This is a genomic window from Pelotomaculum terephthalicicum JT, assembly GCF_022410535.1.
GTDB classification, from domain to species: Bacteria; Bacillota; Desulfotomaculia; order Desulfotomaculales; family Pelotomaculaceae; genus Pelotomaculum_D; species Pelotomaculum_D terephthalicicum.
The window spans coordinates 61,007-80,667 of record NZ_JAKNBL010000008.1 but is presented as its reverse complement, the minus strand read 5'-3'; the positions used below and the strand labels follow the sequence as shown (position 1 = coordinate 80,667).

Annotated in this window: 23 protein-coding genes; all 23 read right to left on the bottom strand. The window is 55.7% G+C overall.

Annotated elements, in window-relative coordinates; translation table 11 throughout:
* Positions 1 to 24 precede the first annotated feature (24 nt).
* Positions 25 to 1,026: a rod shape-determining protein MreB gene (gene mreB / locus L9W92_RS07660; protein ID WP_240083166.1), complete on the bottom strand. Its 1,002-nt coding sequence runs from the start codon at positions 1,024 to 1,026 to the stop codon at positions 25 to 27.
* A gap of 105 nt (positions 1,027 to 1,131) precedes the next feature.
* Positions 1,132 to 1,398, bottom strand: a complete 267-nt coding sequence (gene spoIIID / locus L9W92_RS07655) for a sporulation transcriptional regulator SpoIIID (RefSeq protein ID WP_240083165.1) — start codon at positions 1,396 to 1,398, stop codon at positions 1,132 to 1,134.
* A 219-nt stretch (positions 1,399 to 1,617) separates the two neighbouring features.
* Positions 1,618 to 2,607: a stage II sporulation protein D gene (gene spoIID / locus L9W92_RS07650; protein WP_240083164.1), complete on the bottom strand. Its 990-nt coding sequence runs from the start codon at positions 2,605 to 2,607 to the stop codon at positions 1,618 to 1,620.
* Between the two features lie 104 nt (positions 2,608 to 2,711).
* Complete coding sequence (locus L9W92_RS07645; protein ID WP_240083163.1) at positions 2,712 to 3,497, bottom strand: YwmB family TATA-box binding protein; 786 nt, start codon at positions 3,495 to 3,497, stop codon at positions 2,712 to 2,714.
* A gap of 167 nt (positions 3,498 to 3,664) precedes the next feature.
* Entirely contained in the window at positions 3,665 to 4,069 is a 405-nt protein-coding gene (locus L9W92_RS07640; protein WP_240083162.1) for a F0F1 ATP synthase subunit epsilon, read from the bottom strand.
* Between the two features lie 61 nt (positions 4,070 to 4,130).
* Positions 4,131 to 5,543, bottom strand: a complete 1,413-nt coding sequence (gene atpD, locus L9W92_RS07635; RefSeq protein WP_240083161.1) for a F0F1 ATP synthase subunit beta — start codon at positions 5,541 to 5,543, stop codon at positions 4,131 to 4,133.
* A 25-nt stretch (positions 5,544 to 5,568) separates the two neighbouring features.
* Positions 5,569 to 6,438, bottom strand: coding sequence for an ATP synthase F1 subunit gamma (gene atpG, locus L9W92_RS07630; protein WP_240083160.1), 870 nt, complete (start codon positions 6,436 to 6,438; stop codon positions 5,569 to 5,571).
* 44 nt (positions 6,439 to 6,482) lie between these two features.
* On the bottom strand, positions 6,483 to 8,006 hold the full coding sequence (gene atpA, locus L9W92_RS07625; protein ID WP_240083159.1) for a F0F1 ATP synthase subunit alpha: 1,524 nt from the start codon (positions 8,004 to 8,006) through the stop codon (positions 6,483 to 6,485).
* A gap of 24 nt (positions 8,007 to 8,030) precedes the next feature.
* Complete coding sequence (locus L9W92_RS07620) at positions 8,031 to 8,573, bottom strand: F0F1 ATP synthase subunit delta (RefSeq protein WP_240083158.1); 543 nt, start codon at positions 8,571 to 8,573, stop codon at positions 8,031 to 8,033.
* Positions 8,567 to 9,058 (bottom strand): F0F1 ATP synthase subunit B, encoded by a 492-nt coding sequence (gene atpF, locus L9W92_RS07615; RefSeq protein WP_240083157.1) that lies wholly within the window; start codon positions 9,056 to 9,058, stop codon positions 8,567 to 8,569. The genes L9W92_RS07620 and atpF overlap by 7 nt, the downstream gene beginning before the upstream one ends.
* A gap of 168 nt (positions 9,059 to 9,226) precedes the next feature.
* Positions 9,227 to 9,460: a F0F1 ATP synthase subunit C gene (gene atpE / locus L9W92_RS07610; protein ID WP_240083156.1), complete on the bottom strand. Its 234-nt coding sequence runs from the start codon at positions 9,458 to 9,460 to the stop codon at positions 9,227 to 9,229.
* Positions 9,461 to 9,548: 88 nt separating this feature from the next.
* Complete coding sequence (gene atpB, locus L9W92_RS07605; protein ID WP_240083155.1) at positions 9,549 to 10,313, bottom strand: F0F1 ATP synthase subunit A; 765 nt, start codon at positions 10,311 to 10,313, stop codon at positions 9,549 to 9,551.
* 222 nt (positions 10,314 to 10,535) lie between these two features.
* On the bottom strand, positions 10,536 to 10,979 hold the full coding sequence (locus L9W92_RS07600) for an ATP synthase subunit I (protein WP_240083154.1): 444 nt from the start codon (positions 10,977 to 10,979) through the stop codon (positions 10,536 to 10,538).
* A 5-nt stretch (positions 10,980 to 10,984) separates the two neighbouring features.
* Positions 10,985 to 11,251 carry an AtpZ/AtpI family protein gene (locus L9W92_RS07595; protein WP_240083153.1) on the bottom strand — a complete coding sequence of 89 codons (267 nt, stop codon included), beginning with the start codon at positions 11,249 to 11,251 and terminating at the stop codon, positions 10,985 to 10,987.
* Positions 11,252 to 11,483: 232 nt separating this feature from the next.
* Positions 11,484 to 12,641: a non-hydrolyzing UDP-N-acetylglucosamine 2-epimerase gene (wecB, locus tag L9W92_RS07590; RefSeq protein ID WP_240083152.1), complete on the bottom strand. Its 1,158-nt coding sequence runs from the start codon at positions 12,639 to 12,641 to the stop codon at positions 11,484 to 11,486.
* 106 nt (positions 12,642 to 12,747) lie between these two features.
* The gene (locus L9W92_RS07585) at positions 12,748 to 13,224 is read right to left on the bottom strand and encodes a deoxycytidylate deaminase (protein WP_282442317.1); all 477 of its coding nucleotides are present in this window, start codon (positions 13,222 to 13,224) and stop codon (positions 12,748 to 12,750) included.
* Positions 13,225 to 13,237: 13 nt separating this feature from the next.
* Entirely contained in the window at positions 13,238 to 14,479 is a 1,242-nt protein-coding gene (glyA, locus tag L9W92_RS07580; protein ID WP_240083150.1) for a serine hydroxymethyltransferase, read from the bottom strand.
* 32 nt (positions 14,480 to 14,511) lie between these two features.
* Complete coding sequence (gene rpiB / locus L9W92_RS07575; protein ID WP_248285915.1) at positions 14,512 to 14,970, bottom strand: ribose 5-phosphate isomerase B; 459 nt, start codon at positions 14,968 to 14,970, stop codon at positions 14,512 to 14,514.
* Positions 14,971 to 15,067: 97 nt separating this feature from the next.
* The gene (locus L9W92_RS07570; RefSeq protein WP_240083149.1) at positions 15,068 to 15,547 is read right to left on the bottom strand and encodes a low molecular weight protein arginine phosphatase; all 480 of its coding nucleotides are present in this window, start codon (positions 15,545 to 15,547) and stop codon (positions 15,068 to 15,070) included.
* A gap of 58 nt (positions 15,548 to 15,605) precedes the next feature.
* Positions 15,606 to 16,673 carry an L-threonylcarbamoyladenylate synthase gene (locus L9W92_RS07565; protein WP_240083148.1) on the bottom strand — a complete coding sequence of 356 codons (1,068 nt, stop codon included), beginning with the start codon at positions 16,671 to 16,673 and terminating at the stop codon, positions 15,606 to 15,608.
* Positions 16,674 to 16,811: 138 nt separating this feature from the next.
* On the bottom strand, positions 16,812 to 17,678 hold the full coding sequence (prmC, locus tag L9W92_RS07560; RefSeq protein WP_240083147.1) for a peptide chain release factor N(5)-glutamine methyltransferase: 867 nt from the start codon (positions 17,676 to 17,678) through the stop codon (positions 16,812 to 16,814).
* A 2-nt stretch (positions 17,679 to 17,680) separates the two neighbouring features.
* Complete coding sequence (prfA, locus tag L9W92_RS07555) at positions 17,681 to 18,748, bottom strand: peptide chain release factor 1 (RefSeq protein WP_240083146.1); 1,068 nt, start codon at positions 18,746 to 18,748, stop codon at positions 17,681 to 17,683.
* A 2-nt stretch (positions 18,749 to 18,750) separates the two neighbouring features.
* Complete coding sequence (locus tag L9W92_RS07550) at positions 18,751 to 19,617, bottom strand: DUF1385 domain-containing protein (RefSeq protein WP_240083145.1); 867 nt, start codon at positions 19,615 to 19,617, stop codon at positions 18,751 to 18,753.
* Positions 19,618 to 19,661 lie beyond the last annotated feature (44 nt).

The following is a 19,661-nucleotide window of genomic DNA, read 5'->3' as shown; positions in this document are numbered from 1 at the left end:
TACCCAGAAATTATATTTATCTTATTAAATTCGCGGCAGGTTGCCGATCATCGACAGAGCCTTGCCTGTGCCCCTGGCGACGCAAGAGAGCGGATCTTCGGCGATGATTACCGGCAGGCCGGTTTCCTTGCTGAGCAACTGGTCGATCCCGTGCAGCAGCACAGTCCCGCCGGTCATGATAATACCCTTGCTGATAACGTCGGCGGCCAGCTCGGGCGACGTGCGCTCCAGCACTTCTTTCACCGCGCCCACCACCAGATCAAGCGGCTCTTTGATTGCTTCGTACACATGGCTCCGGTTGACCACGATCGCCTTGGGCAGCCCGGAAACCATGTCCCGGCCTTTTACTTCCATTGATTGGTCCTCCGTGCCGTCCGGGAACGCGCTTCCGATACCGATTTTCAACTCTTCCGCGGTGCGTTCGCCAATCACCAGGCTGTATTCTTTGCGAATATATTTCACGATTGCCTCGTCAAGCTTGTCCCCGCCAATCCGCAGCGAGTTGCTGCAGACAATGCCGCCGAGCGAAATGACGGCGATGTCGGTGGTGCCGCCTCCGATATCTACCACCATCGAGCCGCTCGGCTGAAAAACATCCAGGCCCGCTCCCAGGGCGGCGGCAAAGGGCTCCTCAATCAGGTGCGCCGTTTTGGCCCCGGCCTGGATGGCGGCCTGGCGCACCGCGCGCAATTCCACTCCGGTTACGGCGGACGGGATGCAGACCATCACGCGGGGCCGGAACAGCAGCTTTTGCCCGCCGTCGGCCTTGCCGATAAAGTAGCGGAGCATCTTCTCCGTAACTGAGTAGTCGGCAATCACGCCGTCACGCAGCGGCCTGATGGCAACGATATTGCCGGGAGTGCGCCCGAGCATCCGGCGCGCCTCAGAGCCTACGGCGATGACCCGGCCGCTGCCCCGTTCCACGGCCACGACAGACGGTTCCTGCAGAACAACACCTTTCCCCCTCACGAAAACCAGCACGTTCGCCGTGCCCAGATCCAAACCGATATCACTGCCGCCAAGCATTAGCTTGTCCCCTTTCAGGACTGGTAAAAATATTGCCTGTCCAATGTTATTTCTTATGATTTCAAATAAAGGTATTATATTCTACTTCAATTGACAAAAATCCTGTTATTTTTGCGCTAGCCCGTGCAAATTCTTGTATTTTCTGCGGGTGGCTTCTCCGCCCCTGAGATGGCGTTCTGCTTTGTTGTATTCAAGAATGTTTTTTATTTCCCTGGCCAGTTGCTTGTTGAGAGAGGGCAAACGCTCTGTCATATCCTTGTGAACCGTGCTTTTGCTTACCTGAAACACCTGGGCGGCCCGCCTGACCGTAGCCTGGGACTCCAGGATATAATCGCAGATGTCAAGTACCCGCTTTTGAATATAATCCTGCATCGCCCTACCTCCTGTAGCAGTCGTCGGTCGGCAGACATCAGACGTCGGATATCATAATAAGTTTATTGATAAAGCTCCATACGTCTGTGCCTTCTTCCTTCGCTAGTAAATATATATGCGAGGTAGAGGCGGAAATGTTAAGGTAAAAAATAACAACCCGCTTGCGCGGGTTGAGGAGTCAGAATTCAGGAGTCAGCATATTAAAGACGATAAAATCTTTTATTCTGACCCCTGGCTTCCGACTCCTGACTCCTGATTAGTTAACTCAGCCCCGCTGTAATAGTGGCTGAGGATAACCCGGTAGTCGTAGCCGTGTTCAGCCATCCCCTTGGCGCCGTACTGGCACATTCCCACCCCGTGGCCGTGGCCGGTGGTGGTAAAAGTTAGGGAACTGCCGTCCGCCGTCCAGGTGAAGTTGGTAGAGCGCAAGCCGAGCAGGTCTCTTACAGCCACGGCGGAAAATTGCCTGCCGCCGATGAGCAGGTTCTTTGGCCTGCCCGTATTTGTCTTTTCAATTAATTTTATCTCTGATGAAGCATTTTTGCCGCTCGTTACCGGAACCGCGCTCAAGCTGGTGCCCAAGGCCTGGTCCACCTGTTCCAGGCTGAAGGCGGCGGTTTGAACCAGCTTAGGGTCCGTTTCATAGGGACAGGGAACGCTGCGCAGATAGGGAGCCTGAAATCGCCAGACATCTTCAGAGTTCTCCGTCCTGCCGCCGCAGGAGGCGTGATAGGCCGGGTCAATCAATTCACCGTTCCAGGTCAGCACCTGGCCGGATGTTTCGTCCACCGCCTTCTTTACTTTATAGTAGTAATTATAATAATGCAGGGTACCCCAGCGGTCCTTCAGGTCCTCCCTGGAAAGCCAGGCCTGCCCGTGCGTAGGGTCATCACAAACATCGGCACCCTGGTGCAGCGGGTTGACCACGCCGCCGGCGGCGCTCATCCGCTTAACTATATAGGTTCTGGCGGCGACCGCCTGTGCTTTTAACGCCTCGGGGGGAAATTCGGCGGGCATTTCAGCGGCAACCACCCCTACCAGGTAATCTTCCAATTGCAGCGGCTGAATTCTATTTTCCTCATGTATGTATAGCCTGACTATGGTCACGCCGGGAAGGAATTTGGCCGGGATCTGCCTGTCCGCCAGATAAGGAATTCCCAAAATCAGCGCGGTAATCAGCAGCATTACGCCAATCAACAGCCTGCGCAAAAAGAACACCTTCCGTCCTTAAAGGTACTACTTGGGGGTCAGAAGCCAGAATTCTGACTCCTGAATTCTGACTCCTGACTACTTGTTCTATTATAATTATATTTCTAATACTCGGTAAGAATAACCGGTGACGCCACATAAATAAACGCGCCGTGGGAGTCCGGACTGCGGCGCATCGCCACATTCAGGTTTACTTCTTTCCCGGCGTAGCGCAGGTCGCGGGAAAAGCGCGCGCTGTAACCGGTCAGGCTGACCAAATTGTCCTGCGCCACTCTTTCCTGAACAGCCGCGCCCGCCTTGCTCATCAATTCCTCCGCGCGGGCCGCCAGCTCCTCATCACTTAGATCTCCATCGAGCCAGCCGGAAAGAGAAACAGCCACGCGCTCATCATCACCATACCGGCTGAGAACTTGTCCGATCTGCTTTTTATAAGCCCGCGCCTTCCAGTAATCCTCAACCGCCAGGTTGACCATGATGTGGGACGCTTTATTCCCTTCCGGATATTCCATTACCTGCCCGAGTACGGAAGCCTGGCTGCCGTCGGACAGTTCTCCTGTTATTTCGCCGCCCCGGGCGTAGGCGTTCTGCCAGCTTTCCGTTTTACAGACGGGGACGTTCAAGCCCAGTTGTCCGGCAACCAGGCTGGCCATTTCCTGCGGCTCGCCCGCGAATGGTGCGGCATCGCCAACTTTCACCCAGCCGGTCACGTGGGTCGTTCTGAGCTCAGCTCCGGATGACTTCAGCAGGTTCAGCAATATTTTTTCTTCACTATTTGCCGCCAGAAGCCTTTGACCCGCCGGCGTCAGGCACAGAAACAAGGCGGCTGCGGCCAGCGCGATAAGCAATCCTCCGCATAACGGCAATAATTTTTTTTGATTTTTAAAGGGCATAATATCCTCCGGCTTATACTAAATTCTATGCCCTATTATTACCATATATTACCTGAATCATACTACCGGAGTGATGTGGCAGGCAAGAAGCAAAAAGAACTCCCTTTGCTTCCCCATACAAAGAGGGGCTGACTTATGTCAGCCCCCCGCGCCAATACACTCTTTACTTAACGGCCTGTCGCCTTTAAGCGGTTGATGGCACGTTTCAGCGCCAGCTCAGCCCTGAGCACGTCCAAGTCGGGCGTTTTAGAAGCAAGTCGCTGCTCGGCGCGCTGTTTGGCCGCCTCGGCGCGGTCGACGTCAATATCTTCCGCCCGTTCGGCCGCCGTGGCCAATACGGTCGCCTTGCTGTCCCTGACCTCCAGGAAACCGCCGCTCACAGCGATATTAAACTTCTTGCCTTCCTGCTCGATGCGCAAGAGGCCTATTTTCAGGGCGGTGATTAACGCGGCGTGGTCCGGCAGAACACCGAGTTCACCCTCGCTGCCCGGCGCCACGAAGAACCTGATATCTTCGCTGAAAATTTTTTTCTCTGGTGTCACTATATCCAGTCGCTGGGTCTTTTCCGACATTTAGATCCACTGCCTTTCCATATGCGGCCTGCCGACCGGCAGCTTTTTACCGGCTGCAGGTCTAGCCGGCCAGCTTCTTAGCTTTCTCCACGGCTTCTTCGATGCCGCCCACGAATAAAAAGGCGTCCTCCGGCAGGTCGTCGTGCTTGCCGTCGAGAATTTCTTTAAAACCGCGGATCGTTTCTTTAACCGGCACGATCTTGCCTTTCATGCCAGTGAAGGCCTCCCCCACGTTGAAGGGCTGCGACAAGAATCTCTGCATCTTACGGGCGCGCGCCACGGTGGTTTTATCTTCATCGCTCAACTCTTCCATACCAAGAATGGCGATAATGTCCTGCAGTTCTTTGTAGCGCTGCAGCACCATTTGCACATTCCGGGCCACTTGGTAATGCTCAGCCCCGATGACATTCGGGCTAAGGATACGTGAGGTCGAGTCGAGGGGGTCCACCGCCGGATAAATGCCGAGCTCGGCAATCTGGCGGGAAAGCACGACGGTGCCGTCAAGGTGGGCGAACGTCGTGGCCGGGGCCGGGTCGGTCAGGTCGTCGGCAGGCACGTAAACAGCCTGCACAGAGGTAACCGAACCCTTCGAAGTGGATGTAATGCGCTCCTGCATCTGGCCCATCTCAGTGGCCAGCGTCGGCTGGTAGCCCACGGCCGACGGCATCCGGCCGAGCAGCGCGGAAACCTCGGAGCCGGCCTGAGTGAAACGGAAGATGTTATCAACGAACAGCAGGGTGTCGGCGCCTTCCTCGTCACGGAAGTATTCAGCCAGGCACAATCCGGTCAGCACCACCCGCAGGCGGGCACCCGGCGGCTCGTTCATCTGGCCGAACACCATGGTGGTCTTGTCCAGAACGCCCGATTCGGTCATCTCGTTGTAGAGGTCGTTGCCTTCACGGGTGCGCTCGCCCACACCGGCGAATACTGAAATGCCGCCGTGCTGCTTGGCGATGTTGTTGATCAGTTCCATCACGATGACGGTCTTGCCCACGCCGGCGCCGCCGAACAAGCCGATCTTGCCGCCCTTGAGGAAGGGCACCAGCAGGTCAATCACCTTAATCCCGGTTTCCAGCTGCTCCTCCCTGGTTGACTGTTCCGACAGCGGGGGCGCCGGGCGGTGAATGGGATATTTCATCTCACTTTGAATCTCGCCCAGGCCGTCAATGGGCTCACCCAAAACGTCCACCATGCGGCCGAGGGTTGTCTTGCCCACCGGCACGCTGATCGGAGCGCCGGTGTCGACCGCTTCCATGCCGCGGACCAGGCCGTCCGTTGCCGACATCGCCACGGTGCGGACCGTATTGTTGCCCAGGTGCTGGGCCACTTCCAGGGTAAGGTCGATTTTCCGGCCAAACATATCTTCTTTTTCGCTTTTTATTTTAATCGCGTTGTAAATGTCGGGTACTTGGCCGGGTGGAAAACGGATGTCCACCACGACGCCGATTACTTGCACTATATGTCCAACGTTCATTTGCTACACGTTACCTCCTTCACCCTTATTCAAGGGCGGCCGCGCCGCCCACAATTTCGGAAATTTCACGCGTAATCGCGGCCTGGCGGGCCCTGTTCATGGACAGCGTCAGCTTGCTGATCATATCAGAGGCGTTCTGCGTGGCGTTGTCCATGGCGGTCATGCGAGCGCTTTGCTCTCCGGCCTTGGACTCCAGCAGCCCCTGGTAAATAGCATTTTCAAGATACTTCGGCAGCAACTCAGCCAGCACATCTTCCGCCGCAGGCTCAAAAATATAGTTCACCTTCTGGGCCTGGCCTTCCTTGGCCTGGCCTTCCTCAGCAGGCGGTTCAGCCGGCAGCAGCTTCATCACTACAGGCTTCTGCACCAATACATTAACAAACTGGCTGTAAACGAGGTAGACCTCATCGTATTCCGCCTCGGTATATTTTTTTATAACCAACGAGCTGATTTCCTGAGCCGTGTGGTACTTGATGTCTTCTCCCAAGCCGATGAACTGCCCGTCGATGTTGTACCCGCGCTTGCGGAAAAAGTCATATCCCTTGCGGCCGGCTGTGATCATGCTGATTTCCGTGACGGCGCCTTTCAACTCCTGCGTCACCCGCCGGATCACGTTGCCGTTAAAGCCGCCGCACAGGCCCCGGTCTGCGGTAATAATAACGTAGCAGACTTTCTTCGGCTCACGCACGGCCAGCAGCGGGTGCTTGACCGCGCCGGAAGCCAGCGCCACCCGGCCGAGCACCCCCCTGATTCTCTTGGAATACGGGCGGGCGGCCAGCACCGCGTCCTGCGCGCGCCTCATCTTGGCGGCCGACACAGCCTTCATCGCTTTGGTAATCTTCTGCATGTTCTCGGTACTCTTGATCCGGCGCCGGAGATCGCGCAAACTTGCCATTTATGTTTTCACCACCTTGTTAGCCGGTAAGTGTCTGAAACGCATTACGTCAGACCGTGAGCGGCTTTGAATTCGGCCTTAAACTCTGCAATGGCTGCGTTCAGGTTTTCCTCCAATTTATCCGATAGATCGCCAGTCGTGCGGATTTCCTCCAGCAGGTTGGCTTTATTGGCCCTCATATACTTCAAGTATTCCGCTTCAAACGGCAGCACCTGCTCAACCGGCAGGTCGTCGAGGAAACCGTTGGCCGCGGCGAAAATGCTCGCCACCTGCTCTTCCACCGGCATCGGCACGTACTGGTCTTGCTTGAGCAGCTCCACCATGCGCTCGCCGCGGGTCAGCCTGGCTTGGGTAGCCTTGTCCAGGTCGGAGCCGAACTGGGCAAAAGCGGCCAGTTCGCGGTACTGGGCGAGGTCGAGGCGCAGGCCGCCGGCGATTTTTTTCATCGCCTTCACCTGGGCCGCGCCGCCGACCCGGGACACCGAGATACCCACGTTCACCGCCGGGCGGATGCCGGCGTAAAACAGGTCGGGCTCAAGGAAGATCTGGCCGTCGGTAATGGAAATGACGTTAGTCGGAATATAGGCGGAAACGTCACCCGCCTGGGTCTCAATAATCGGCAGCGCGGTCATGGAACCGGCGCCGAGGTCGTCTGAAAGCTTGCAGGCCCGCTCCAGCAACCGGCTGTGCAGGTTGAAGACGTCGCCCGGATAAGCCTCGCGTCCAGGCGGCCGGCGCAGCAGCAGCGAAAGCTCGCGGTAAGCGGACGCCTGCTTGGACAAGTCGTCGTATACAATTAAAACGTGTTTGCCCTGGGACATGAATTCCTCGCCGATGGCGGCACCCGCGAACGGAGCGATATAGAGCAGCGGGGCCGGGTCGGAAGCAGTGGCGGAAACGATGATGGTGTAGTCCATCGCCCCGGTGTCCTGCAGCTTCTGCATCACGTTGGCGACGGTAGATTGCTTCTGGCCGACGGCAACATAGATGCAGATCACGTCGCCACCCTTTTGGTTGATGATCGCGTCGATGGCGATCGCGGTCTTGCCGGTCTGGCGGTCGCCGAGGATCAACTCCCGCTGGCCGCGGCCAATCGGAGTCATTGAGTCGATGGCTTTTAAGCCGGTTTGCATCGGCTGGTGTACCTTCTTCCGGAACATAACGCCCGGGGCGATTTTTTCCACGGGAAGAAACTTGTCGCTCATAATCGGACCCTTGCCGTCCAGCGGCTGGCCCAGCGGGTTGACCACCCGGCCAATCAGGGCGTCGCCCACCGGCACCGAAACAATCCGGCCGGTGCGCTTGACGGTGTCGCCCTCTTTAATATGCTTGTACGGGCCGAGAATAACACAGCCGATGTTGTCTTCTTCCAGGTTGAGGGCCATCCCCAGCACGCCGCCTGGGAATTCCAGCAGTTCCATGGACATACAATCCATCAGGCCGTATACCCGGGCGATCCCGTCACCGACCTGGATAACGGTACCCACGTCGGTCATTTCGATCTCTGTCTGGTACTTATCTATTTGCTGCCGGATAATCGAACTGATTTCTTCAGGTCGCAAATTCATTCACTGGTTCACCCCTATCTATAGTTAGCTGATTTGCTTGAGACGATCTCCGAGGGCAGCCAACTTGGCCTTGATCGTGCCGTCAATTACCTTGTCCCCGATCCGGATCAACACTCCTCCGAGCAGAGATGGATCGGTAGCATAAGAAACCTGCACTTTTTTGCCGGTCAGCTTGGCCAGCAACTGGTCGAATTCGCCTTTTTCCTGATCTTTCAAATCTACCACCGATGTGACCCGGACCTCCACAATGTTACGCGCCGCGTTGGCCTTGGCGATGAACTCCGACGCGATATCCCCCAAAAATGTTTCCCGCCGGCGATCCACCAGCAATTTAATGAAGTTAAGGGTCAACTCGGATATTTTCCCCTTAAACAGCTGGTCGAGCAGTTCCTTTTTCGCGGCAGCCGTAATCTGGGGGTGGTACAGCACTTTTTGCAGGTCGGTGTTCTCCTGAAGGATCGTGTCTACGGCTTTTAATTCCTCTTCTATTTGGTCAACTTGATTCGATTCCACGGCGAGATCATATAACGCCGCCGAGTAGCGTCCTGCTACAGCCCCTTTTAGCATAGCAGCTCCCCTGCCTCTTTAACGAACTCCTGGACCAGCTCGTGCTGGATGTTGTCGTCAATCTGGCGCTCCAGGATCTTGCCTGCCACAAGAATGGCCAGACTCGCGGCCTGGTCGCGCATCTCGGCAACAGCCTTGTCTTTTTCACGCTGGATCTCGACAAGGGCTGAATCTTTCAGCCTCTTTGCCTCTTCCTTGGCGCTTTCAATGATTTCAACAGCCTGCTCCTCACCCGCTTTGGTAGCTTTCTGGATAATCTCCTGGGCATGCTCGCGGGCGCGGCGCAATTCCGCCTCAAACTCTGCTTTATATTGCTCAGCTTGCTCCCTTTCCTGCTCGGCGGCCGCGATGCTGTCGGCAATAAGCTTCTGACGGTCGGAGAGTAGTTTGGTCAAGGGCTTGTACGCGACAAATTTAAGGAAGATCAATAACAAAATAAAGTGAAACACCTGCGCCAGCAGGGTCGCATTTGGAAAATTTTCCAAAACTTTTTCCCCTCCATTCGCACGTCTGACACCGGACGTCAAACGTAAATTCGGTCGTTAGGGGCCGGAGGTCAATGAAACCAACCGCCGCACGCCGCAAATCCGGCCGCCTGCCGCCAGGCGTCAAACAATGGCCGGCATCCGGCTTCCGGCGACTGATGTCTTTTCTCAGCCACCAACCTTGCCCCACAGCATGAAGGCAATAACAATCGAGATAACCGGCAGAGCCTCAATCAGACCGAGAGAAATAAACAGCAAGGTCATTGTTGATCCCCTGGCTTCCGGCTGGCGGGCAATCGCCTCAATCGCTTTACCGGTCATGACACCGTCACCGATAGCGGCGCCGCATGCGCCCAGGCCGATAGCAATAGCACAACCAATAGCGGCTCCAGCTTGTAACATTCCGTTTTCCATTTAAAATTCCCATCCTTTCATTAAATGTTATACTTAACCTGTTTTTTTAAGAGACTTGGTACCATTTAAAGTTTGGCTAATGATCCGCGGTAGCTATGGAAATATATACGATAGAAAGCATGGTAAAGATAAACGCCTGGATGCAGCCAACGAAAATACTGAAGGCCAGCCATACTACCGAAGCGATAAAGCCTCCCAGCAAGTCGGCCCACATTCCAAACAGCCCCAGTAAAACTATCAGCATCACTTCACCGCCGTAAATATTCCCGTAAAGACGGAAGGCCAGCGTGACCGGCTTGGAAAACTCTTCGATCAAATTAATTGGAAGGAAAAAAACATAAGGCGTGACAAAATGTTTAAAGTAGCCGGCGCCTTTGTACTTCAATCCGTAATAATACATTAGCGCGAAAGTAGTCAGGGATAGCGCGAAAGTGGTGTTGGGATTGGCTGTTGGGGAACTGAGCGTCGGTACAAGTCCAAGAATGTTGGAAAACAGGATAAAGATAAAGAACGTAATAACCACACCGATGATACCCGCTCCTTTTTGCGGGTCCATGTTCTGGTTGACCAGATTCCTGATTCCCTCAAACATCATCTCAAAGACATTTTGCACCCCGCGCGGCCGCCGCATATCCATATTGCGGGTGGCGACAATGGCAAAAAGCGCCACCAGGATCATTGTCAGCCAGGTCATCACCATTACTTTTGGGATAAACTCAAAATGCATGCCGCCTATGTTTAAATTCCAAAGTATTTGATGCCCGTGCTCATCCAACTCCCAGAAATGAAAAACGTTTCCCCAAATATCTAGCCTCTCTTCAACTTCTGCCATGCTTAACATATTCTTTTCTCACCTCCTTCTCTTTAAATGATAGCCATCTGCATAACTCAAATCCATTGATATAGCTGGATTTGGTGCACACTAAATTTGCTTATCACTCAATATATGATGTGATTTCCTCCCATAAATGTTCGAATTAAGTATCCTTATGCCCTTGCAATCATCCCAAATTCTTTAACGGTAAAAAAAAATGATGTATCCTTAAAATCATCTCTCTTATACTTACTCCCGATTTCTGACTCCTGAGTCCTGCGTAGTTACTGACTTATATTTCAAAGAGCCGGCAAGGCCGCTTCCCTTCAGCAAGGCACCCGCCATACCAAAAGTAAAGATGCACGGAACCACGAAAATCCCGGCCGCGGCCGCGTAAATATTGGCAAAACCTGTTCTGGAAACAAAATACAAGACCGCCATGATGATGAGAAGCCGCAGGAAAACACCGGCCAGCAATTGTGCTTTGGCGCGGAGCAAGTTCCCCCGGGAAAGGGCCTGCAGTCTTTTATTCAGAAAAAAAGCATTCCACATACCCGTGGCCGTACCCACCAGAAAACCCCAAACAACAGGATTTTTCGGCTGCAGCAACAGCACGAAGCAATAGAACGCTAAAAGAAAGCCGGATATGCGCAATGTCCTAGCTAACTGGCCAGCAAAATCCCAGTCTCGCATTATGCTTACTTCCTCTCCCCAAAAAACCTCTGCAGGGTTTTATATATGCCGGTAATCCCAATCGCGATACCGGCAATAACCCCGGCCAGCATGAGCCAGGGCCCGGTGCCGAAATGACGGTCCAAAAACTGCCCGCAGTAGTAACCGGACACAACTGTAACGGCAAGCTCCGTGCCGATAGCAGTGGTTAGGCCCATTGCCTGAAGCGCCCACCGCTGGTCCCGTTTTTCTATATCTTTATCATCTTTATCAAAGTCTTTTTTCTTCTGCATACTTAATCAGCGGATCACGCCCAAGTGAACACGCGCGCCGGCTACCGTCCACCCGGCCTACCCCCTGAATCACCCTCAACATATATTGCTTCTACACTTTTTATACTATTCCTCCAAGAAAAAATAAAATTTTATTGGAAATTAAATTATTCAGCAGTCAGCAGTCAGGGGTCAGAATATTTAAGGCATTAAACATACCTTATCCTGCCTGCTGTTTACTATGCAGTTACATCTAAAATTTATGAAGGCAAAACTCCTGCATTCGTTCTTTAGAAATGCCAAACTTGTGTTTGATTGCTTGTACGATTCGCCGTGAAGCAAGCCCGTCGCCATAGGGGTTGACGGCGTTGGCCATTTTCCCGTAGCATTCGTGGTCCTCCAGCAGGCGCCTGGTCTCGGACAACACCGCCTCTCTGGCGGTGCCCACCAGCCGGACAGTGCCGGCGTCTACCGCCTCAGGCCGCTCGGTCGTGCTGCGCAGCACTAAAACGGGCTTGCCCAACGCGGGAGCCTCTTCCTGGAGGCCGCCGGAGTCGCTTAAAACAAGGTAACTGCGGTTGATCAGATTGGCGAACGGCTGGTAGTCCAGAGGTTCAATCAAATGAATGCGGTCCCGCCCGCCCAGCTCTTCTTCCACCACACTTCTAACCAGAGGGTTTTTATGCACCGGAAAGACAACTTCCACATCGCGGTAGTTTTCCGTCACTTCCCGCAGCGCCCGGTATATCTCGCGCATCGGCCCGCCCAGGTTCTCCCTGCGGTGGGTCGTAACCAGCAGAACCCTTTGTTTCGCGTAATCAATCCGGCTCAATACCCGGTCGGCAAAAATGTAGCCCGGCCGCACAGTGGCCAGTAAAGCGTCGATTACGGTATTCCCCGTCACATATATGTTTTCCCCGGACACTCCCTCGTCAAGCAGGTTTTGCCTGGCGTTGGCCGTGGGGGCGAAGTGCAGGTCGGCCAGCACGCCGGTCAAGTGGCGGTTGATCTCCTCCGGAAAGGGGGAATACTTGTCACGCGTCCGCAGGCCGGCTTCAACATGTCCCACCGGAATCTGCAGGTAGTAAGCAGCCAGGGCGGCCACAAAGGTGGTGGTTGTATCGCCGTGGACCAGGACCAGACCGGGTTTCTCCTTTTGGAATACTTCCCGCAGCCCGGTCAGCGCCCGGCTGGTGATGTCAAAAAGACTTTGCTGCCGGCGCATAATATCCAGGTCGTAGTGAGGCACTATTTCAAACAGATCGAGCACCTGGTCCAGCATCTCCCGGTGCTGGGCGGTAACAGCCACTTTACATTCCATATCGTCCCGGTGTTTCGCCAACTCTTTTACCAGGGGAGCCATTTTAATCGCCTCCGGCCTGGTCCCGAAAACTGTGATCACTTTCAGCAAAGGATACAACTACCTTTCTCATTCTCTCATTACTGAGCCCCGAGAGTTACATATAATAGTTATTCAGTTGGCAGAGTCAGAATGCTCAAAACGAAAGGCCTTTTCCTTATTCCGACTCCTTAACCCCGACTCCTGATTCCTGGACATACCTGACCAGTTCCACTCCTGCCTCATCAAATATCTCCTGCGCCGAGAGGTCGGGATAATCACCCTGGAAAACCACCTTCCCGACGCCGGCGTTGATCATAATTTTCGCACAGAGCAGGCAGGGCTGGTGGGTGACGTAACAAGTCGCCCCCTTGATGGCGATACCATGCACGGCAGCCTGGATCACGGCGTTTTGTTCGGCGTGCAGCCCGCGGCATAGTTCGTGGCGCTCGCCGGAAGGCACGCCCAACCGCTCGCGCAAACAGCCGATATCCAGGCAATGCTTTAATCCGGCGGGGGCCCCGTTATAACCGCTGGCCAAGATCCGCCTGTCTTTAACGAGAACGGCGCCAACGCGCCGCCGCAGACAGGTGGACCGGTTGGCCACAACTCTGGTAATGTCCATGAAATACCGGTCCCAACCCGGCCGTTCCATAAAGATCAACACCTTAGTACAAAGGATACTTGTCGCACATCTCGCTCACCTTCGCCCGGGCTTTGGCCAACTTTGCCCCGTCGTTGCGGTTGGCGACGGCATAGTCCATAATTTCGGCAATCTGGACCATGTCTTCCTCTTTCAGCCCGCGGGTGGTAACCGCGGGCGTGCCGATGCGGATGCCGCTGGAAGTGTTAGGCGGCAGCGGGTCGAACGGGATGGGGTTCTTATTCACTGTCACGCCTACGGCATCCATCAGTTCTTGCGCCTCTTTACCGGTAATGTTCTTGCTGCGCAGGTCAACCAGGATCAGGTGGTTGTCCGTGCCGCCGGAAACAACCTCAAAGCCCCGCTCCAGCAGGGCGGCGGCCAGCGCGGCGGCATTGTTGACCACTCTTTGCTGATAGTCTTTAAAATCCGGCTCCATCGCTTCTTTAAACGCCACCGCTTTGGAGGCGATCACATGCATCAGCGGCCCGCCTTGAATGCCCGGGAAAACCGACTTGTTTATCTGGGCGCCGTACTTCTCACGGCAGAGAATCAAGCCGCCCCTGGGCCCGCGCAGGGTTTTATGGGTGGTGGTGGTAACCACGTCGGAGTATGGAACCGGGCTCATATGCAGCCCGGCCGCCACCAGCCCGGCGATATGGGCCATGTCTACCATCAGGTAAGCCCCCACTGCCGCGGCGATTTCGCCGAAACGGTCAAAGTCAATGGCGCGGGGATAAGAACTGGCGCCGGCGATAATCAACTTCGGCCTGTGCTCTCCGGCGATAGCCCGGACTTTTTCATAATCAATCCGGCCGGTTTCTTTATCCACACCGTAAAAGACAAAATTAAAATACTTGCCTGATATATTGATGGGGCTGCCATGGGTCAGGTGGCCGCCGTGGGCCAGGTCCATACCTAAGATGGTATCCCCGGGACTTAATAAGGCAAAGTAAACAGCCGTGTTTGCCTGCGCCCCGGAATGGGGCTGCACATTGGCGAACTCGGCCCCAAACAGCTTTCTGGCGCGTGAAATAGCCAAGCTTTCGGCTACATCCACAAACTCGCAACCGCCGTAATAACGTTTTCCGGGATAACCTTCGGCATACTTGTTGGTCAGAACCGAGCCCTGAGCCTCCATCACCGCCCGGCTGGCTGCGTTTTCTGAAGCGATCAGCTCGAGAGTCCGGCGCTGCCGCTGCGTTTCTTGCTCAATAGCGCGGAATATCTCCGGATCGACTTCAGACAAAGGGCGCAACAAACTCATATAAAACAATCCTCCCCACTGCCGGGTACTACCTACCGGCTACATCGATTATATTTTTGCTCAATGGCTTCTATTTTACTGATCCTGCGGGCGTGCCGCCCCCCTTGGAATTCCGCCTGGAGCCAAGCCGATACAATATCACGCGCCAGGCCGGGACCGATCACCCGCTGTCCCATGGTCAATATATTAGCGCAATTATGCTCCCGTGACGCCCTGGCGGAAAAAGTGTCATGGCACAATGCCGCTCTGACGCCCGGGACTTTATTGGCGGAGATGGCCACTCCGATGCCTGTTCCGCAGCAGAGCACACCACGGTCGAAATCACCGCCGCGCACCGCTTCCGCCACTACCAAGGCCAGGTCGGGATAATCCACCGCTTCCTCGGAAAAAGTGCCGAAGTCCTTGAATTCAACACCAGTATCATGAAAAAAAGCGGCAACTTCTTCCTTGAGTCTAAATCCCCCGTGATCGCTGGCTAGGGCAACTTTCATTATTAATGACTCCTTTTTAACAAGAATAAACTTGCCTAAACTCGCCTATAAACTCGCTTACGCTAAGGATATTTCGACAGAAATCGGAAAAATTCCTCTAATTTTGGGCAAAAAATCCCTCGGGGTTTGCCGCAAGCCGGTCTAAAGCGCGGGATATCAGAGATTCCAACCTTTCCGCACACCGGCGGTAGACTGCCACAGGCTGGCCGACCGGGTCGGGCACATCCCCGTCCGCCCCGGTGAATTCGCTAAGAGTGAACACTTTGCCGGCTGCTTGCGGAAATACGCTCAGGATATAATTACGCTGCGCCAGGGTCATGGTCAGGATTAGTCCGGCCCGGCCGGCTATTTCAGCCGTCAGGCGGGTGGCGCGGTGCTCCGTGAGGTCAATTCCCATCCCAGCCAGCGTTTCCAACGCTTCCGGGGACGCGGGCGCGTCTTGCCAGGCCTCCACGCCGGCTGAAGAAACCGTCATTTTCCCCGAACCTGCCGGGCGCTCCGCCAAAATCTTGCGTGCCAGCGCCTCCGCCATACTGCTGCGGCAAGTGTTGCCCGTGCAGACAAAAAGCAGTTCCATAGGATCACCCTCGCTAACTTCATAAAATAGCAGTACTCGGAATTCAGGAGTGCTGTCCCTATACTCTAATAATTTTTCCCCCCGCCGCCTTGCGCAGCCGGTTCATTACCGCCAGGCCGATACCTTGGTCCGCCAGTCCTTCCGCCAGGATGACGTCGACTTCCATCTCGTCAAAGCGGCGCAAGGTTGCGTACAAAGCCGCGGCCACTGTTTCAGGTCTGTCCCGGCGCCCGGCCGTAACAACCTCCCCGGCGGCGGAAAAATCCTCCCCATCTTTATAGGCAAGGATTCCCACCCGGCAGCCTCGCGCCCGGTACTCCTTCGCCAAATCCATAATTTTCGCCGCTGCGGCTTTTACTTCGCCTTCAATCAAAAAGAGCGGCGCGCGCGGCGCGTAGTGGGTGTACTTCATACCGGGAGAACGCGGCCGGCTTTTGCCTTGAAACCCGGACCGCGCCGCGGGATCCACCGCCACGGCGTCCAGGACTCTGCTCAAATCCTCCGGGGTAATCCCGCCCGGCCTCAGCACCAGCGGCACCGGGACGGTCAGGTCAACGACCGTTGATTCCACTCCCACTCCCGCCGGTCCGCCGTCAATGATTAAGTCAATCCGCCCGGCCAGATCGCTTAAAACATGGCGGGCGGTCGTCGGGCTGGGCCGCCCGGAAGTATTGGCGCTGGGCGCGGCGACGGGTACACCGGCCGCGCGCAGCAAACCCAGCGCCACCGGGTGTGCCGGCATGCGCACGGCGACAGTGCCCAGACCGGCGGTAACTTGAGCCGGCACTGCTTCGCCAACCGGCAATATTATCGTCAGCGGGCCGGGCCAAAAGGCGTTCATCAACGCTTCCGCCGCGCCGGTAGTCTTTTTAACGAGTCCGCCCACCGCCTCCGGGCCTGCGACATGGACAATCAAAGGATTATCCTGGGGACGCCCTTTTGCTGCGAATATCCCGGCCACAGCCCGCCCGTCCAGAGCGTTCGCCCCGAGACCGTACACGGTTTCAGTGGGGAATGCCACCAGCCCCCCCCGCCTCAATACGGACCCGCCCTCTTCCAGGGGGCCGGATTCCGGATGAAAAGGGTCTACGGTTATGTATTTTGTGTTTATCTTCTTATTAAGCATAAATACCTCGGTGTCAAGAGTGTCAAGGGGACGGTTCTCCTGACAAGAAAACGGTCCTGCTGGTTTAAATCTATACTGCTTTTACAGCGCCGGACAAAACAGAGAATCGTCCCTTATCTCTCCCGCCAACACGGTTCGCTATCGGCTGAAGTCCGGCGCGAGGCGGGCTACCGCCAATCTGTCCAGTCCGGCCAGGTCCTGCAGGACCACTGTGTCCCACCACGGGGGACTCAAGAGGCCGGCCACGGCTGCGCGCTGGCCGCTGCCTATTTCCATTAGCAGGCTGCCGCCCGGCTTGAGCATGTCTGCCGCGGCGGGAATCAACCGCCGGTACAGGTCCAGACCGTCTGCGCCGCCGTCCAGGGCGGTCACCGGCTCATACAGCCGCACCTCCCGCGGCAGCGCGCCGAGTTCACGCGTGGCGATATAAGGCAGATTGGCCGCAATCAAGTCCACCCGCCCGGCCAACCCCAGTCCGGCTAACGGTGCGAGCAGATCACCATGCAAAAATGACACGCGCCGCTCAACACCGTGCGAAACAGCGTTAAGCCGGGCCACCTCGATAGCGTCGGGCGACTGGTCGGTAGCGTAAACCACTGCCTGCGGTAAAAATACGGCCAGACTAATCGCGATAGCCCCACAGCCAGTGCCGGCGTCAACGATAATATCACCGGCCCCGGCCAGGTGAATTGCCGTTTCAACCAGCAGTTCGGTTTCCGGCCTGGGGATCAGGACAGAGTTATTGACAGTAAAATCCAATCCCATAAATTCTCTGCGCCCGGTCAGGTAGGCTACCGGCTCGCCCGCCTCCCGCCTGGCGATCAGGGTAAAAAACCGGGCTTCCGCTTCCGGCGGGAGCTCGCGCTCCCAGTCCTGGTAAAGTCCGGCGCGGTTATGGCCGGTCACATGACCGAGCAGCACCCCGGCGTCCAGGGCGGGAGTGCCGGCGCCGCTTTCTCTCAACTTTTGCCCGGCCTTGCGCAGGGCTTCTCTGACAGTTGTCATGATTATTCCACTTGTTTGAGCTGCTCAGCCTGGTCGGTAGTGATCAAGGTCTCGATAACCTCGCCCAGGTCGCCTTCCAGAACTCCGTCCAGGCGGTGCAGAGTAAGGCCGATCCGGTGGTCGGTCACCCGGTTCTGGGGGAAATTATAAGTACGGATCCGCTCACTGCGGTCACCAGACCCGACCATTGACTTGCGGGTGCTGGCCAGCCTTTGCTGGTGTTCGGTCTGGGCCCGGTCAAGCAAGCGCGCCATCAGCACCTTCATCGCCCTGTCCTTATTTTTATGCTGTGATTTTTCATCCTGCATGGAAACGACTATTCCGGTCGGGATATGGGTTATCCGAACGGCGGACTGGGTTGTGTTCACCGACTGGCCGCCATGGCCGGAAGCGCAGAACACATCTATGCGCAGGTCATTCGGGTCAATCTCCACGTCCACCTCCTCGGCCTCGGGCAAAACCGCCACCGTGGCCGCCGATGTGTGAATTCGCCCGCCGGACTCGGTGGTGGGAATCCGCTGCACCCGGTGTGTGCCGCTTTCGAATTTCAGCCTGCTGTAAGCGCCGCGTCCCTCAATGTTAAAGACTACTTCTTTAAAACCGCCGATATCGGTGTAATTGGCGCTTAATATTTCAGTTTTCCAGCCCTGAGTTTCCGCGAAGCGCGCGTACATGCGAAACAGGTCGGCCGCGAACAAAGCCGCTTCTTCACCGCCTGTCCCGGCGCGTATTTCCATGATCACGTTCTTCTCATCGTTTGGGTCCTTGGGCAGCAGCAGCACTTTCAGCTTCAATTCCAGGTCCGACTTTACTGCAAGCAATTGTTCAAGTTCGGCCCGGGCCATATCCAGTATGTCCCCGTCCGACTCTTCATCCAGGATTGCCTGTGTCTCCTGAATTTCCTTAGCTGTTTTCTTATATTCTTTGTACACGCCGACCACGTCGGCAAGATCGGCATGGGCCTTGACATATTGCTGCCAGCGCCCCAGGTCGGCAATTACCTCCGGGTCGGCGATCAATTTACTCAGTTCCTCGTACTTTTCCTCCAGGGCCGACAATTTCTCCAGCATTTCTACTCACCCGCCTTAAGCACTGCCCCGAAGGCAGTTATCGCCACTTCCACCTGCCCGTCGTCCGGCTGGCTGGTTGTTAATTTTTGCAGCCAAAGACCCGGCGCGATCAGGCAGCGGCACCAGGGAACACTGGCGTATCTACCTGATAGTTTAACCAATTCGTAGGAAATCCCCGCAATCACGGGCAATAGAAGCACCCGGGAGAGAATCCGCCACCACAGGACCTGATGACCCAGCAGGGAAAATATCAGAATGCTGATCACCAGCACGATTAAAATAAAACTTGTACCGCAGCGGGGATGAGCGGTGGAGTGCCGCTGCACCTGCCCCACGGACAGTTCGTCTCCGGCCTCATAGGCGTTAATCACTTTATGTTCGGCCCCGTGGTACTGAAAAACACGCTTGATATCCTCCAGCCGGCCGATGGCGACCACGTAGGCCAGAAAGATGGCAATGCGGAAAACTCCTTCAATCAGGCTCTGTAAAAAGCTTCCAGGAACAATACTATGCAGAAAATGAGCCATAGCAACGGGCAGGAGGGCAAAAAGAAGCACGGCCAGCCCCAGCGCCGCGCCGATAGTGAAAACGATTTCTTTCGTGGTCAGCTCTTCATCTTCACCGACGGCCTGGTTAGCCGAATAGGTCAGCGCCTCTATGCCGAGCACCAGGGATTCGATCAGCACCACCACGCCCCGCACCAGCGGCCACTTTAAGACCGGCACCCGCTTGGTCAGCGAGCCCACCGGCTTTTTGTCCACCGCAATAGTCTGGTCCGGCAGGCGCACGGCGACGGCGCGTGAATCAGGGCCGCGCATCATTACTCCCTCAATTACCGCCTGGCCTCCATAAGGGTATTTATTGTCCATAGCTTACACCTCTTTATAACAAACACTGACTGCACGCTTAAATC